Annotated in this window: 13 protein-coding genes; 10 read left to right on the forward strand and 3 right to left on the reverse strand. The window is 67.0% G+C overall.

Translation table 11 applies throughout. From position 1 onward, the window contains the following. Window positions 1-227: 227 nt before the first annotated feature. From VFV19_19885 to VFV19_19925, 9 genes are all read left to right on the forward strand, one after another. Entirely contained in the window at window positions 228-1,622 is a 1,395-nt protein-coding gene (locus tag VFV19_19885; GenBank protein HEX4826567.1) for a porin, read from the forward strand. Between the two features lie 135 nt (window positions 1,623-1,757). Further along, window positions 1,758-3,020 (forward strand): porin, encoded by a 1,263-nt coding sequence (locus tag VFV19_19890; GenBank protein ID HEX4826568.1) that lies wholly within the window; start codon window positions 1,758-1,760, stop codon window positions 3,018-3,020. A gap of 10 nt (window positions 3,021-3,030) precedes the next feature. Next, the gene (locus VFV19_19895) at window positions 3,031-3,993 is read left to right on the forward strand and encodes a phosphate ABC transporter substrate-binding protein PstS family protein (GenBank protein ID HEX4826569.1); all 963 of its coding nucleotides are present in this window, start codon (window positions 3,031-3,033) and stop codon (window positions 3,991-3,993) included. Window positions 3,994-4,003: 10 nt separating this feature from the next. Continuing rightward, the gene (locus VFV19_19900; protein ID HEX4826570.1) at window positions 4,004-6,226 is read left to right on the forward strand and encodes an ABC transporter permease subunit; all 2,223 of its coding nucleotides are present in this window, start codon (window positions 4,004-4,006) and stop codon (window positions 6,224-6,226) included. Next, window positions 6,223-7,719 carry a phosphate ABC transporter permease PstA gene (gene pstA, locus VFV19_19905; GenBank protein HEX4826571.1) on the forward strand — a complete coding sequence of 499 codons (1,497 nt, stop codon included), beginning with the start codon at window positions 6,223-6,225 and terminating at the stop codon, window positions 7,717-7,719. The genes VFV19_19900 and pstA overlap by 4 nt, the downstream gene beginning before the upstream one ends. Further along, window positions 7,716-8,564, forward strand: a complete 849-nt coding sequence (gene pstB, locus VFV19_19910) for a phosphate ABC transporter ATP-binding protein PstB (GenBank protein HEX4826572.1) — start codon at window positions 7,716-7,718, stop codon at window positions 8,562-8,564. Before pstA ends, pstB begins: the two co-directional genes overlap by 4 nt. A 10-nt stretch (window positions 8,565-8,574) precedes the next feature. Next, window positions 8,575-9,270 (forward strand): phosphate signaling complex protein PhoU, encoded by a 696-nt coding sequence (gene phoU, locus VFV19_19915; protein ID HEX4826573.1) that lies wholly within the window; start codon window positions 8,575-8,577, stop codon window positions 9,268-9,270. Then, on the forward strand, window positions 9,267-9,956 hold the full coding sequence (locus VFV19_19920) for a response regulator transcription factor (protein ID HEX4826574.1): 690 nt from the start codon (window positions 9,267-9,269) through the stop codon (window positions 9,954-9,956). The genes phoU and VFV19_19920 overlap by 4 nt, the downstream gene beginning before the upstream one ends. Beyond that, complete coding sequence (locus tag VFV19_19925) at window positions 9,953-11,410, forward strand: ATP-binding protein (protein ID HEX4826575.1); 1,458 nt, start codon at window positions 9,953-9,955, stop codon at window positions 11,408-11,410. Before VFV19_19920 ends, VFV19_19925 begins: the two co-directional genes overlap by 4 nt. Here the strand turns inward: VFV19_19925 and VFV19_19930 are convergent. Continuing rightward, entirely contained in the window at window positions 11,362-12,033 is a 672-nt protein-coding gene (locus VFV19_19930) for a peptidylprolyl isomerase (GenBank protein ID HEX4826576.1), read from the reverse strand. The genes VFV19_19925 and VFV19_19930 overlap by 49 nt on opposite strands. After that, window positions 12,030-12,665: a peptidylprolyl isomerase gene (locus VFV19_19935; GenBank protein ID HEX4826577.1), complete on the reverse strand. Its 636-nt coding sequence runs from the start codon at window positions 12,663-12,665 to the stop codon at window positions 12,030-12,032. The genes VFV19_19930 and VFV19_19935 overlap by 4 nt, the downstream gene beginning before the upstream one ends. 156 nt (window positions 12,666-12,821) lie before the next feature. Here VFV19_19935 and VFV19_19940 point away from each other — a divergent pair, with 156 nt between their 5' ends. After that, the gene (locus tag VFV19_19940; GenBank protein ID HEX4826578.1) at window positions 12,822-14,321 is read left to right on the forward strand and encodes a type IV pilus twitching motility protein PilT; all 1,500 of its coding nucleotides are present in this window, start codon (window positions 12,822-12,824) and stop codon (window positions 14,319-14,321) included. A gap of 301 nt (window positions 14,322-14,622) precedes the next feature. Here VFV19_19940 and VFV19_19945 read toward each other — a convergent pair. After that, the coding region (locus VFV19_19945) for a deaminase (protein ID HEX4826579.1) at window positions 14,623-14,861 on the reverse strand (239 nt) is incomplete at its 5' end.

Here is a 14,861-nt window from a genome sequence, read left to right on the forward strand (position 1 = left end):
CTCGTCTCGACTGTGCGCCTGGCGGACCCGCCCGCCCTGCTGCTGCTTTCATGCGAGCGAATGAGACGCGGCCCGCGAGACCGTTGTGCGAAGGCTGTGTGACCGTTCTGTGAACGCCGCGTCGCCGTTCCCGGCGTCGCGGCCTCGCGACATGGCCGTCACGCAAACGTCACATGCCGCCGTTACGGTCCGCGCCGTCCGCTTCATCCATGAGGGGAGTCCATTCCATGAGACTGGCAGGCGCCGCGCTCGCTGCGGTCGTGTGTGTGGGGATCTTGACGCCGGCCCACGCGGCAAACGTGACGCTCGAGGGAGGCCAGGGCGTCACGGTGACGTCGGACGACGGCGACACGAGCATCAATCTCGGCTTCTACACTCAGTTCCGATTTCAGGTGGTCAAGCGCAAGTACCTCTGGCGCCGCTCGAATCCCGGCGAGGCGTTCCCGCCGTTCTCGGTGGAGAACTTCGGCCGGACCGAGCCGTCGTTCCAGATGCGCAAGGCCCGCGTCTACGCCTCCGGGACGATCCTGAAGAAGTGGTTCAACTACAAGGTGGAGGTCGATCTCGCCGGCAACGACGAAGGCCTCAGGCACGTGTTCATCCCGCCGGTCTTCACCGTCGGCGGCGCTTCGGATTTCCCCGGCGTGGACATCACGGCGGGCCCCTCCGATCAGGACGGCCGAACGCTGAAGCTCCTGGACGCGTACGTCGACTTCACGCCGCAGCCGTATGCCCGTGTCCGCGTGGGTCAATTCAAGGTCCCCTACGGGAGGCAGGAGCTCGTCTCGGACAACAAGCTGCAGATGACCCAGCGCGGGATCGTCTCGGACTTCTTTGCCCCGAGCCGCGACCGCGGCGTGATGTTCCACGGCGGCACCGACACGCAGCGCGTCCAGTACAAGCTCGGCGTGTTCAACGGCACGGGATTGGCCCAGGCGCAAAACTTGGACACGTCCCTCGGCTACGCCGCGCGCGTCACGATGACCACGTCCGGACCGTTCCTCGACCTCGAGGACATCGTCGACCAGCCGCCTTCCCACGGCGTCCGCGTCCAAGGCGGGCTCGCTTGGTACAGCTCCACCGACACCCCGGTGCGCCAGAATCCGGTGATCCCGGAGAGCGATATTCGCAACACCCGGTACGAGGCCGACCTCGGGATCTTCTTTCGCCAGCGGGCCAATCTCTTCCTTGACTACTACTCGCGGCGCTACAGCGTCGACCAGTCGTTCGACCTCCCCACATCCTGCTATGGCGCGTTCATCCAAGGCCGGTTCTCGTGCGATCAGATGGGATGGGCCGTTCAGGCGGGGATCGCGCTCGACAGCAAGCTGAACCACGAGCTGTCGCTCCGTTACAACGCGCTCGACTACGATCGCGACCTGAACGATGACCGGAGCACCGAGGCGACGCTCAATTACGCGTACTACATGTTCAAGCACACGCTTCAGCTCTCGGCGTCGGTCTCCTACTTCGAGGTCGGGCAGAACGCGGCTGGCTCGTCGGCCTTCGCGGTGAAATCCGCGAATCCGACCGCGGACTTCTTCGATCCGACCCAGTTCGCTCCGGCGTTGACTGGAGACAAGAACTGGCTCGGCGTCATCCAGCTCCAGTGGACTTTCTAAGCTTGGAACTGAATTAACACCCCCTTTACACCGCTGTTACACCGTGGCAAATGTCAACCTCTTGAATGACGTCGTCGTCTCCGACCGAGGCACAGAGGGGTGCTCGGGCGCGAGTCGGCGGGAAGCGGAGGCCACGTGGACAGGAGACGGTGGGTCGGAGGATTGATCTTGACGATGGGCCTGGGCACGGTGGTCCTGGCCGCCGATGAGCCCAAGCCGGAAACGACGACCGACGCCGCGGACCCGACGAAGGGTTTCGTGACCTTCAAGTCGGGCGACAACACGATGACGATCGGCGCCTGGGGCCAGTTCAAGGCCACCCTGGACGACAAGCAAGACTTCGACGCCGACACGGCGGGAACCGGGGTCGGAAAAGAGGACGGGCTCACCGGCAACTTCTCGATCCCCCGCATGCGGCTGTACCTCCAGGGCTCGGTCTTCAAGCCGTGGATGAAGTACAAGATCGAGGTCGAGCTCGCGAACCTCACGACCAACGCGACCAGCAACATCAACAACGGCCGGATCACCGACGGCTACTTCGAGTTCACGAAGTGGACGGGCGCCAGCTTCCGGATCGGCCAGTACAAGGTGCCGTTCGGGCTCCAGCAGCTCACCTCCGACACTCGCCAGGAGTTCGTCGATCGCTCGATCGCCGACGCGAAGTTCGACCCGGCGCGTGACGTGGGCTTCATGGTCTCGGGCCTCTTCCTCGGGAACAAGCTCGGCTACCAGGCCGGCGCGTTCAACGGCGGCGGCCAGAACAACCCGCAGGACGACCGTGCGTTCATGTACGTGGCGCGCGTCGTTTACGACCCCTTCGGAGAGTACAAGCTCATCGAGGGCGCGGTCGACAACCCCGATCACAACATCCTCCACTTCGGCATCGCCGGCCGCACCGGTGAGGCGATGAAGGGCACGGCGACCGCCGGCGTCTTCACCAACGTCAACAACGAGGACGCGCTCGGCGTCGAGGTCGCTTGGAAGTTCCGGCGCTTCTTCGCCATGGGCGAGTACTTCCGGCAGAAGGACGAGCAGGCAAACCCGACGGTCGGCCCCGACGTGAACGCGAACGGCTTCCACGCGCAGTTCGGTGTCTTCGTCGTGCCCAAGACGCAGGAGCTCGCTGTCCGCTTCGCTCAGGTCGAGCCCGACGACTCCGTGAGCGATGCGAAGCAGACCGAAGCCCGGATCGTGTACGGCTACTTCTGGAAGGGCCACAACATGAAGATCCAGGCCGACGCGGGCGAGTGTAAGTACGGCTCGAACTTCGCGGCGCTCTCGGCCCTGGCGCTTCGTAACGTCTCCCCCACCCTCTCGCCCGCGCAGCGGCTCGTGCCGCTCCCCGGGCAGGACATCACCGACAAGCAGGTACGCGCGCAGTTCGTGCTCGCGTTCTAAGGAGAATCGGATGAAGAAGCTCGTGGTCCTGGCGGCGACGCTCCTGGCGCTTTCCGGCGCGTGGGCGCAAGCGGTCAAGGTGGACTCCTCGATCAAGGGGTACACGAAGACGACCGGCGTCTCCGGGAACTTGAACTCGATCGGTTCAGATACGCTGAACAACGTGATGACGCTGTGGACCGAGGCGTTCCAGAAGCAGTACCCGAACGTCAAGATCCAGGTCGAGGGGAAAGGCTCGACGACGGCCCCTCCGGCCCTCATCGCAGGGACCGCTCAGCTCGGTCCGATGAGCCGGCTCATGAAGCCCGAGGAGTCGGACGCCTTCGAGAAGCAGTACGGCTACAAGCCGACGCCGGTCCGCGTCGCTGTGGACGGCATCGGGGTGTTCGTGAACAAGGACAACCCGCTCCAGCAGCTCACGATGGCTCAGGTCGACGCGATCTTCTCGAAGACCCGGAAGAGCGGCGCTCCGGAAGACATCACCACCTGGGGTCAGGTCGGCCTCTCGGGAGAATGGGGCACGAAGCCGATCAGCCTTTACGGCCGCAACTCCGCGTCGGGCACTTACGGTTACTTCAAGGAGCACGCGCTCGTGAAGGGCGACTACAAGGACACCGTGAAGGAGCAGCCGGGATCGGCGGCGGTCGTGCAGGGGATCACCGCCGACAAGTTCGCCATCGGGTATAGCGGCGTCGGCTACAAGACCTCCGACGTCAAGACGGTCAAGCTCGCAGCGAAAGAAGGGGGCGAGTACATCGCGGACGACGCCGAGAACGTCTACTCGGGCAGGTATCCGCTTTCACGCTTCCTCTACATCTACGTGAACAAGGCGCCGGGCAAGCCCCTGTCGCCGCTCGTCCGGGAGTTCCTCGCGTTCGTGCTCTCGAAGGAGGGACAGGAGATCGTCATCAAGGACGGTTACCTCCCCCTCCTCGGCCAGCACGTCGGCGAGGAGCTTCCCAAGCTGAAGTAGGACTCGTTCGATGGGCACGCCCGCGCTGGTCCCGCCCCTGCAAGGGCCCGAGACCGCGCGGGCGGCCGTTCCTCCCCGCCGCCGCACCTCCCGCCGCCGCCTCGTCCTCGATCGAGCCGCCCGATTCGTCGTCACCGCCGGCGGAGTGGTCATCATCGCGAGCATCCTCGGCATCCTCCTCTTCATCGTCCACGAGGTGGTTCCTCTGGCGCGTCCTGCCCGCGTCGCGACGGGGAGCGTGCAGGCCCTCTCCGACGGAGAGCCCCGCGCCGTTCTCACCGACGAGTACCGCGAGCTGATCGCGGTCGCCGACGCCGGCGGACGCGTGCGCGTCATTCGACTCGCGGACGGGGCGACGGTGGCGGAGACCGCACTCCTTCCCGGAGCGATCGACGTCCCCCCCGGAGGGCGCGCATTCGTCGCGACGGGCGCCAGCCGCGTCGTCGTACAGCGAGTCGGCTTCGAGGCGACCTTCACCGAAGGCAAGCGCTCGGTCGGCGCGACGTTCCCGCCGCCGGTCGCCATCGACCTCTCCGACACGGGCAAGCACATCGTGCGCGCCGCCGCTCAGGTCTCGGCCGACGGCGAGAGCACGACCGTCGCGGTGGCGACCGACGACGGCGTGCTCGTCGTCGATCGGGAAACGGCGACCACGAACGCGATGACCGGCGCCGTCGCCCGCGAGTCGTCGCGCGCATCGGGCCCGATCCCGCAGGGCGCGGTCGCTCTCGTCCTCGACGAGGGCCAGAGCAACCTGTTCGCCGGTTTCGCCGACGGGCGCCTCGCCTGGTGGCGCCTGGGATCGGCTGAGGCGCTGGCGGCCCCAGTCCTCTCGCCGCCGGGGCCAGCGATCACGGCAATGACCCTACTCATCGGCGACCGGTCGCTCGTGGCCGGGCGCGTGGATGGGAGCGTCGAGATTCGATTCGTGCAGCGCGGGCTACCGAAGGCCCACGTGTTCCCGAAGCGTGGAGCGGCCGTTGTCTCGCTCGCGCCCTCCCCGAGGGGGAAGGGATTCGCGGTCCTCGACGCGAGCGACCGTGTCGCGCTCCTCTACGCGACGTCGGAGCGGACGCTCTGGCAAGGCGCTTCGCCGGTTCCCCGCGCAACGACGGTCGCTTACGCTCCGAAAGCGGACGGGATCGTCGTCGCCGGACCCGGCCGCGCCGCCGTCCTCGCGGTCGACGCACCCCATCCGGAGGTCAGCCTGCACGCATTGCTGGGAAAGATCTGGTACGAGGGCTACGAGAAGCCGGAGTACGTCTGGCAGTCGTCGTCGGGCACGGAAGATTTCGAGCCAAAGCTGTCGCTCACGCCCCTGCTCTTCGGCACGCTCAAGGGGACGATCTACTCGTTGCTCCTCGCGGTGCCGCTCGGCGTCCTCTCCGCGATGTACGCGTCGCAGTTCCTCCACCCGTCTCTCCAGCGGGTGGTCAAGCCGGTCGTCGAGATCATGGCCTCGCTTCCGAGCGTCGTCCTCGGCTTCCTCGCCGGGCTCTGGCTCGCCCCCGTGCTCGAGCGCGTGCTTCCGGCCCTCGTCGTGATGACCGTCGTGCTCCCGCTCTCGATCGTGCTGGCCGGTTTCGGCTGGGAGCGGATCCGCCGACGGTTCGGAATGAGGCCGCCCGCCGGTAGCGAGGTGTTCTTCTTCGTCGCCGTCCTCGCGCTGAGCGGCGCCGTCTGTCTGGAGCTCGGCCGCGCCATCGAGACGGGGCTGCTCGGCGGATCGTTCCCCTCGTGGCTCCTCTCCGTGGCGGGGATCCGCTACGATCAAAGGAATGCGATCGTGGTCGGGCTCGCGATGGGCTTCGCCGTGATTCCGATCATCTTCGCGATCGCCGAGGACGCGTTCTCGAACGTGCCGAAGAATCTCGTCTCGGGCTCGCTCGCGCTCGGGGCGACGCGCTGGCAGACGGTGACGCGCGTCGTGCTGCCGACCGCGAGCCCCGGCATTTTCGCCGCGATCATGGTCGGGTTCGGACGTGCCGTCGGCGAGACGATGATCGTCCTCATGGCGACCGGCAACACGCCGATCATGGACTGGAGCCCGTTCGACGGATTCCGCACCCTGTCCGCGAACATCGCCGTCGAGATCGCGGAGGCGCCGCAGGGCGGCACCCTCTACCGGACGCTCTTCCTCGCGGCGCTTCTCCTGTTCATGCTGACCTTCCTCGTGAACACCGCGGCCGAGCTCGTCCGTCAACGCCTCCGCCGTAAGTACGCTTCGCTATGAAGACCCGCAGGCGCCCGTCGCCGGCCATCGGCCGAATCCTCACGTGGCTCACCGGGGGCACGCTCGCCCTCAATTTGCTCCTCATCCTCGGGCTCCTGGCCCTCCTCATGTGGAACGGTGCGGGGACGTTCTGGCCGCGCCCGCTCCTCCTCCTCACGCTCAAGGACGGCGGGAGGGTGCTCGGCGAACTACGCGCCCAGGACGATGAGACGGCGCACCGAGTTCAGCTCAAGATCGGAAACCGTGAGATCACGGGCGCGGATTTCAAGTGGTTCGATGAAGCCCAGATCGGGGCACGGGCCCTGCCGGCGAACGCGATCCTGCTCGAGCGGCTGGAATGGGGCAACTTCTTCGGGTTCTTCTCCTCGCTCAAGCACGGGTCCGAGACGACCGCGACCGGCGACACCGCCGTCGCCGCGGCGCTGCCGAGCTTGCTCGCGGCCAAGCACGAGGAAGCGAGGACGGTCAAGGCGCTCGAGCTCGAGGCGTCCGGGTCGAGCGAGAGGTTCGCGGCGCTCTCCTCGGAGCTCGACGCGCGCCGCGCCGCGCTCGCCGCCGATGTTCTCGTCATGACGACCGCGTCCGGCGAGACCCGGGAGCTGCCGGTCAGCACGATCGTCCGCATGCTGCGGCCGAACACGATGGGCGCCGCCTCCAAGATCGCCTGCTACGCCTCGCGGGTCCGCGAGTTCCTGCTCGATCCGCCCCGTGAGTCCAACACCGAGGGGGGGATCTTCCCGGCGATCTTCGGGACGGTCATGATGGTGTTCCTCATGTCGTTCGCCGTCCTGCCTCTCGGCGTCCTGGCCGCGCTCTACCTCCGCGAATACGCGCGGCAGGGAGCGCTCGTGCGCGCGGTGCGGATCGCGGTCAACAACCTCGCCGGCGTCCCCTCGATCGTGTTCGGCGTCTTCGGGCTCGGGTTCTTCGTCTACTTCGTCGGCGGCGGGATCGACCGGACGTTCTTCGCCGATCGCCTCCCCACCCCGACGTTCGGAACGGGCGGGATCCTCTGGGCGGCGCTCACGCTCGCGCTCCTCACCGTGCCCGTGGTCATCGTCGCCACGGAGGAAGGCCTGGCCGCTGTGCCGCGCGGCGTTCGTGAAGGCTCGCTCGCCCTCGGCGCGACGAAGCTCGAGACGATCGTCCGGGTCGTGCTTCCGGCGTCGGCCCCCGGCATTCTCACCGGGATGATCCTCGCGATGGCCCGCGCCGCCGGCGAGGTGGCGCCGCTCATGATCGTCGGCATGGTCAAGCTGGCTCCCGCCCTGCCGGTCGACGGCACCCCGCCGTTCGTCCATCTCGAGCGGAAGTTCATGCATCTCGGATTCCACATCTACGACGTCGGGTTTCAGAGTCCCAACGTCGAAGCCACGAAGCCGCTCGTCTTCGCGACCGCCCTGCTCCTCATCGGGGTCGTCACCGTCGTCAACCTCGCCGCCATCGTCCTCAGGAACCGGCTGCGGCGGAAGTACGCGACGAGCGCGGTATGAGCGAGGATCCCATGGAAGCGCTGCAACAGGATCCCGAAGACGTTCACGAGACCATTCCACCGGGCGATCCCGCGACCGAGCCGGCGATCGAGGCGCCGATCCTCGAGGTCCACGGTCTCTCGCTCTGGTACGCCGCCTCGCAGGCGCTTCGCACGATCTCCATGCGCATCCCCGAGAAGAAGATCACGGCCTTCATCGGGCCGTCGGGCTGCGGCAAGTCGACGCTCCTCCGCTGCTTCAACCGGATGAACGACCTCGTCGGCGGCGTCCGGATCGACGGCACGATCCTGTTCGAAGGCGAGGACATCCACGACCCGCGGTCGGACGTCAACGCGCTCCGCAGCCGGATCGGGATGGTGTTCCAGAAGTCGAACCCGTTCCCGAAGTCGATCTACGAGAACGTCGCCTACGGGTGCCGGATCCAGGGGATCAACCGGCGGCGCGACCTCGACCCGGTCGTCGAGCGGAGCCTCCGGGGCGCGGCGCTGTGGGACGAGGTCAAGGACCGGCTTCACGAGAGCGCGCTGGGACTGTCCGGCGGGCAGCAGCAGCGCCTGTGCATCGCCCGCGCGATCGCCGTCGAGCCCGAGGTCATCCTCCTGGACGAGCCGTGCTCCGCGCTCGATCCGATCGCGACCGCGAAGGTCGAGGAGCTGATGCTCGAGCTCAAGAGCCGCTATACCCTCGTCATCGTGACGCACAACATGCAGCAGGCGACGCGGGTCTCGGACTACACCGCGTTCCTTTACCTCGGCACGCTCGTCGAGTACGGCGAGACGCAGAAGCTCTTCATCAACCCGGCGAAGAAACAGACCGAGGACTACATCACCGGCCGGTTCGGCTAGGACAACGACCATGGAAAAACTCCAGCGGCACTTCCAAGAGCAGCTCGACGACCTCTCCGAGAAGGTCCTCGTCATGGGGGGACTCGTCGAGGAGGCGATCGGCCAGACCGTCTCAGCGCTCGTGACCCGCAACTCGGTCCTCGCCAAGCGCGTCATCCTCGACGACGAGGCGATCGACCGGTTCGACCTCGAGATCGACCAGGTCGGGATGGAGATCCTCGGCCTCCACCAGCCGGTCGCGCGCGACCTCCGGTTCGTGATCACGGCGATGAAGATCACGAACGATCTCGAGCGGATCGCCGACCTGTGCACGAACGTCGCCGAGCGCGCGATCGAGCTGAACGAGGAGCCGCAGCTCAAGCCGTTCATCGACATCCCGATGATGGCGCGCCGCGCCCAGCAGATGGTTCGGGGCGCGCTCGACGCCTTCGTCCAGCGCGACGCGGCGGCGGCGCGCGCGGTCATCGCGATGGACGACGAGCTCGACGACCGCATGGAGCAAGTCTTCCGCGAGCTGCTCTCCTACATGATCGAGGACCCGAAGACGATCACCCGGGCCCTGCGGCTAATGTTCGTCGCGAAGTACTTCGAGCGCATGGGAGACCAGGCCACGAACATCGGCGAGCAGATCGTCTTCATGGCCGAGGGCCTCGTCATAAAGCACCCCGCCCTGTCGGCGGAGCGGGAGCACGACGAGCGCGCATGAGCCGGATTCTCATCGTCGAGGACGATCCCGACATCGCACTCTCGCTCAGCGTCAAGCTCGAGCGCGACGGCGGCTACCGGGTCGAGACGGCGGGGAGCGGCCCCGAAGGTCTCGAAAAGGCGCAGGCCCGTCCCCCCGATCTCGTGCTCCTCGACGTGAACCTTCCCGGGATGGACGGCTTCGAGATCTGCCGCCGCCTCCGCGCCGACGCAGCGACGGCGGCCATCCCGATCATCATGCTCACGGCGCGGATCGACGAGGCCGACCGGGTGGCCGGGCTCGAGTTCGGCGCGGACGACTACATCACGAAGCCGTTCTCGCCGAAGGAGGCGGTCGCGCGCGTGCGTGCGGTGCTACGGCGCTCCCGCCGCGAGCAAGAGGCCGCCGAGGCCCTCGTGGACGCGCCGCTCACGATCGACGTCGCCGCACGCGCGGCGCACGTCGGCAACCGCCCGCTCGAGCTGACGCGCAAGGAGTTCGATCTCCTCGCGGAGCTTCTCCGCCAGCGCGGCCGCGTGCTCACGCGGGAGCGCCTGCTCGAGTCGGTCTGGGGCTACGACTTCCCCGGTGAAACCCGCACCGTCGACGTCCACGTGCGCCGCCTCCGTCAGAAGCTCGGCGGGCCGGTCGACGAGCGCATCGAGACGGTCGTCGGTGTCGGCTATCGGTACCGGAGCGGCGCGTGAGCTCGAGGCGGGGCGTCTTGGCCGCGCTTGCCGGAGTGGCGGCGCTCGCTTCGATCCTCCTCGGGTTCGGTGTGCTTCAGCTCGTCGACCTCGCGTCGTCCGGCGGCATCTCCACGCTCGAGATCTTCGTCTTCGCGGTGCTCCTCGGCGCCACGGTTCTCGTCCTGCCCGCGGCGGTCGGCTGGTTCGCGTTCCGCAGCCTCGACCGGCAGCTCGAGGGCCTGACGGCGGCGGTCGACGCCACGCTCGCATCGCCCGGGCCGCGGTCGTTCGTCGCACCCGGCGGCGCCGCCGGCGAGCTGGCCTCCGCGCTGACCCGGCTCGTCGGCGAGATGGTCCAGCGGATCGACGAAGGCCGTCGCGAAGGACGCCTCCTCGCCTCGATCATCGGCGCGATGAAGGAAGGGATGGTCGTCATCGGGCCCGATCGCAAGATCCGGATCGCCAACGACGCCTTCCGCCTGCTCTTCCGCACGCCGTTCGATCCGGTCGGCCGCCTCCTCGTGGAGGTCGTGCGCGATCCGTCGGTCTTCCGGGAGCTCGAGACGGCCCTTCCCGACAGCGGCGAGATCCGCGAGACGCTCCTGCACCTCCCGGGCTCGGGCCAGACGTTCGAGCTGCGCGTCTCGCCGCTGGCCGGAAGGTCCGGGGACGAGGCCGCCGGGGCGCTCATCCTGTTCTTCGACGTCACGCGCCTCGAGGCGCTCGAGAGGGTCCGGCGCGACTTCGTCGCGGACGTCTCCCACGAGCTACGCACCCCCCTGACGTCGATCAAAGCGTTCGTCGAGAATCTGATCGAGGAGCGCCTGGCGGACCGCGAGGAGGGGATGCGCTTCCTCGAGATCGTGCGCAAGCACGCCGACCGCATGGGAGCGCTGATCGACGATCTGACCGACCTCTCGCTCATCGAGACCGGCGCCGTGACGCTCGACCTTCAGCCGGTCGACGTCGCTCAGGTCGTGCGCGAGGTCGCCGGGCAGCTCGCTTTCCGCGCCGACGCCGCCGGCGTCGCCCTGAGGCTCGACGTTCCCGTCCCGTTTCCCATCGAAGCGGACCGCCGCAGGCTCGAGCAGGTCCTGCTCAACCTCATCGACAACGCGATCAAGTTCAACCGGCGCGGCGGTTACGTTCGGGTCACCGGAGCGGTGGCGGACGGACGTCCTCGGATCGCGATCGAGGACAGCGGCGTGGGCATCGCCGGCGACGCGCTCGAGCAGGTCTTCCATCGTTTCTTTCGCGTCGACACCGCCCGGTCGCGCGAGCTTGGCGGAACCGGGCTCGGGCTCGCGATCGTCAAGCACCTCATGCGCCTGCACGACGGGCGAGTCGCGGTCACATCGGAGCTCGGCCGCGGGTCGACCTTCATGCTGGAGTTCCCGCCGCCGTCGAACGGGCGGCCGGACGGTCAGGAGGGGTCGGTGCGCGGGATGGGAACGACCTTCTTGGGCCGGTAGACCACCGGATCGGGGATCGCCGGCGGATTCCCCCACTTCTCGATCCTCACGTGGTTGATGACGATCGGCGTGATGGGGGTCTTGTTCTCGTCGGTCTTTGCGTTGCAGATCGCCTCGACGACGTCCTTCCCCTCGACGACCTCGCCGAAACAGTTGTGGCCCGCGGTGAGGTACGGCTCGGCGACCATCGAGATGAAGAAGAGTGCGCCGCTGATCCTCTGCATGCCCGATCCGGTCATCCCGACGCGAAAGGGACGCGAGAAGTCGATCGGCCCATCTTCCTTGGGCACGTAATCGAGGGGCGCCCCGTGGCCGGTCCCGGTCGGGTCGCCGGCCTCGAAGCGCATCGCGGCCGTGACCTTGTGGATCGCGAGGCCGTCGTAATAGGGCTGCTTCTTCTTGTTCCCCGTCGCGATGTCGACCCACTCCGTCCGGCCTTGGGCGAACGATACGAAGTGAGCGACGCTCTGCGGTGACTGCTCGGGGAGGAGGCGAATGGTGATGGTACCCATCGTCGTCTCGACGATGGCGTACCAGCCCTGCGGGCGCTGCGCCGTCGCCCCGGCGCCGAGCGACGCCAGGACGATGACGGCGGCGGCGAGCGCCCGCCGGGCGGGCGTCATTCGATCGTGGCCTTCTTGATGGCGTCGAGGTTCGGGTAGTTCTTCTCGAGGAAGGCGTTGCCCTCGGAAGCGATTCGCCCCTGGAGCTGGGTCAGCCCTTCGCCGTAGCCGTCGAAGAGCTTCTCGACCACGTCCATGCCGGAGACGACCTTACCGAGCGGCGAGAACCCCTGCTTGTCGAGGCTCGTGTTGTCCCGGAGGTTGATGAACATCTGGACCGAACGGCTGTTCGGCGCGGAGCTCTTCGCGAAGGTGAGGTACCCCTTCTTGTTGCTCTCCTTGACCGGATCGTCGGGAATGTTGGCCTTGAGCCACTTCGAGGCGATCGCGGGATCGCCGTGGATGCCGAATTGCACGACGAACCCGGGTACGACGCGGAAGAACTTCACATCGTCGAAATAACCGCTCTTGACCAAGTTGTAGAAACGGTCGGCGCCCTGCGGAGACCAATCGCGGGTCACCTCGATGACGAACGGACCCTTCGTCGTGTCGAACTTGGCCTTGAACGTCGCCGGCGCTTTCTCGGTCAGCTTGGCGGGATCCATGAGCTTCTCCGGGGTGGCCGCCAACGCGACTCCCAACGCGAGGGCCGCGACCGCGGCCGCGGCAGTTCCGATCTTCTTCCCACTCATCATGTCTCTCCTCTGTGGCAGCCCGGCATGCTACGCGCCGGGTGGAAAGCGCGCAACCGGCTGCGATTTGCTTGGGACCGCCCCGAACCTATATTCCCCGGGCGGACCTGTCGCTTCCGAGGTTCCCGGGGGGGTCGTAGGCCGCGGAGGCAGGACGTGGCCCAGCTCGACACCATGCTGCGCGCTCTCACCGATCGGGGAGCGCGCGAGCTCGTCTTCAAGGAAGGCGCCCAGCCGGCATTCCGCTACGCCGACGGCGACAAGACCGTCTCCCCCGCGGCGCTTTCGCGCGCGCAGATCGTCACCCTTCTGGCGGAGCTTGCGTCCGGGCAGGAGGGAGGCGCGCTCAAGGCCGGACAGCCGGCGCGCTTCGTCTACACCCTCGCCGATGGACGGGCATTCGCGATCGACGCCGGGGCCGGCGCCGCCGGTTTTCAGGCGCGCATCATCCCGCAAGCTCCGGCGAAGGCCGCGACGCCGGCACCGCCGGCTCCGGCGCCGGCCACGGGTCACTCGCCGATGAAGCCGATCGATCTGGGAAAGGTCCGCGCCGGCGCGCCCGCGATCGAGGCGTACCTGGCCTACATGGTCGAAAACGGCGCGAGCGACCTGCACCTGTCGGCCTGCGAGACGCCGATGCTGCGGCTGCACGGCGAGATGATCAGAATCCCCGGCGCCAAGGAATGCTCGACCGAGGAAGCGGCACGCCTCCTCTTCCAGCTCATGCCCCAGCGCTACAAGGAAGAGTTCGAGGCCGGCTCCGACACCGATTTCGCCCATGAGATCCCGGGGCTCGCGCGCTTCCGGTGCAACGTGTTCGCCGACCGAAAAGGGCCGGGCGGCGTGTTTCGCATCATTCCCAGCAAGATTCCCACCGCCGAAGACCTCGGCCTCTCGAAGGCGATGCTCGATCTCTGTTATCTCAGCAAGGGGCTGGTGCTCGTCACGGGGCCGACCGGCTCCGGCAAGTCGACCACGCTCGCAGCGATGATCGACCACATCAACCGGAACCGGACCGACCACATCATCACGATCGAGGACCCGATCGAGTTCGTCCATCCCAATCTCAAATGCCTCATCAATCAGCGGGAGATCGGGGTGCACACGCAGGGGTTCAAGCGCGCCCTTCGCGCGGCGCTGCGGGAAGACCCCGACATCGTGCTCGTCGGCGAGATGCGGGACCTCGAGACGATCGCGATCGCCATCGAGACGGCGGAGACGGGCCACCTCGTCTTCGGCACCCTTCACACCTCCACCGCGCCCTCCACCGTCGACCGCGTCATCGATCAGTTCCCCGCCGACCGCCAGGCACAGATCCGCGTCATGCTCTCGGAGTCGCTCAAGGGTGTCATCTCGCAGACGCTGCTCAAGAAGAAGGGCGGCGGACGGGTGGCGGCCCACGAGGTGCTCATCGGGGTTCCGGCGATCTCGAACCTGATCCGCGAGGGCAAGACGTTCCAGATTCCGAGCATCATGCAAACGTCCCGCAAGATCGGGATGATGATGCTCAACGACTCGCTCGTCGACCTCGTCCGCCGCGACGTCGTCACCCCCGATGAGGCGTACCTGAAGGCGGTCGACAAGCAGGGTCTGATCGGCCAGCTCAAGAACGCCAACCTCGGGCTGCCGTCGACGGGGTCGTCCGCGACCTCCTGACCCGCGGACGACCAAGAAACCTCTTGACAGCCTTGCGACGCCCTCTATATTGGGGCGCGATCGGGTGAGTCCACCAGATCTTGAGCCCCGTTCCCCCGGCGGTGCTCAATATTCAACCGGGGATAGGAGAATGGACATGGCGACGAAGAAAAAGGCTGCGAAGAAGACCACCAAGAAGAAGGCAGCCAAGAAGTAACTCGTCTTCAAGACAACTCAGGCCGTTCGTGGAAAGGGCCGGTGGCAACACCGGCCCTTTTCTTTTGGAAAAGAGCGGACAGCTAGCGAAAACCCTCTTTTCCGATCAGGCCTGGCGGATGACGCTCTGGCTCAGATCGATGAGATCGATGCCGAGGCGGGAGGCGATCTCGACGCTCCGGGTATCGCGGTAGAACTCGCCGTAGTAAATCGTGCGAATTCCGGCGTTCGCGATGAGCTTGAAGCAGTTCCAGCACGGTGAAGCGGTCGTGTAGATCTCGGCCCCTTCGATCCGCACCCCGTTCTTCGCCGCCTGGATGATCGCGTTCGCCTCGGCGTGCACCG

It is taken from the genome of Candidatus Polarisedimenticolaceae bacterium, assembly GCA_036275915.1.
GTDB lineage: Bacteria > Acidobacteriota > Polarisedimenticolia > Polarisedimenticolales > DASRJG01 > DASRJG01.

Coding starts and splice junctions, on each gene's coding strand:
- VFV19_19885 (HEX4826567.1), top strand. CDS start 228: ATGAGACTGGCAGGCGCCGCGCTCGCTGCGGTCGTGTGTGTGGGGATC.
- VFV19_19895 (HEX4826569.1), top strand. CDS start 3,031: ATGAAGAAGCTCGTGGTCCTGGCGGCGACGCTCCTGGCGCTTTCCGGC.
- VFV19_19900 (HEX4826570.1), top strand. CDS start 4,004: ATGGGCACGCCCGCGCTGGTCCCGCCCCTGCAAGGGCCCGAGACCGCG.
- pstA (HEX4826571.1), top strand. CDS start 6,223: ATGAAGACCCGCAGGCGCCCGTCGCCGGCCATCGGCCGAATCCTCACG.
- pstB (HEX4826572.1), top strand. CDS start 7,716: ATGAGCGAGGATCCCATGGAAGCGCTGCAACAGGATCCCGAAGACGTT.
- phoU (HEX4826573.1), top strand. CDS start 8,575: ATGGAAAAACTCCAGCGGCACTTCCAAGAGCAGCTCGACGACCTCTCC.
- VFV19_19920 (HEX4826574.1), top strand. CDS start 9,267: ATGAGCCGGATTCTCATCGTCGAGGACGATCCCGACATCGCACTCTCG.
- VFV19_19930 (HEX4826576.1), bottom strand. CDS start 12,033: ATGACGCCCGCCCGGCGGGCGCTCGCCGCCGCCGTCATCGTCCTGGCG.
- VFV19_19935 (HEX4826577.1), bottom strand. CDS start 12,665: ATGAGTGGGAAGAAGATCGGAACTGCCGCGGCCGCGGTCGCGGCCCTC.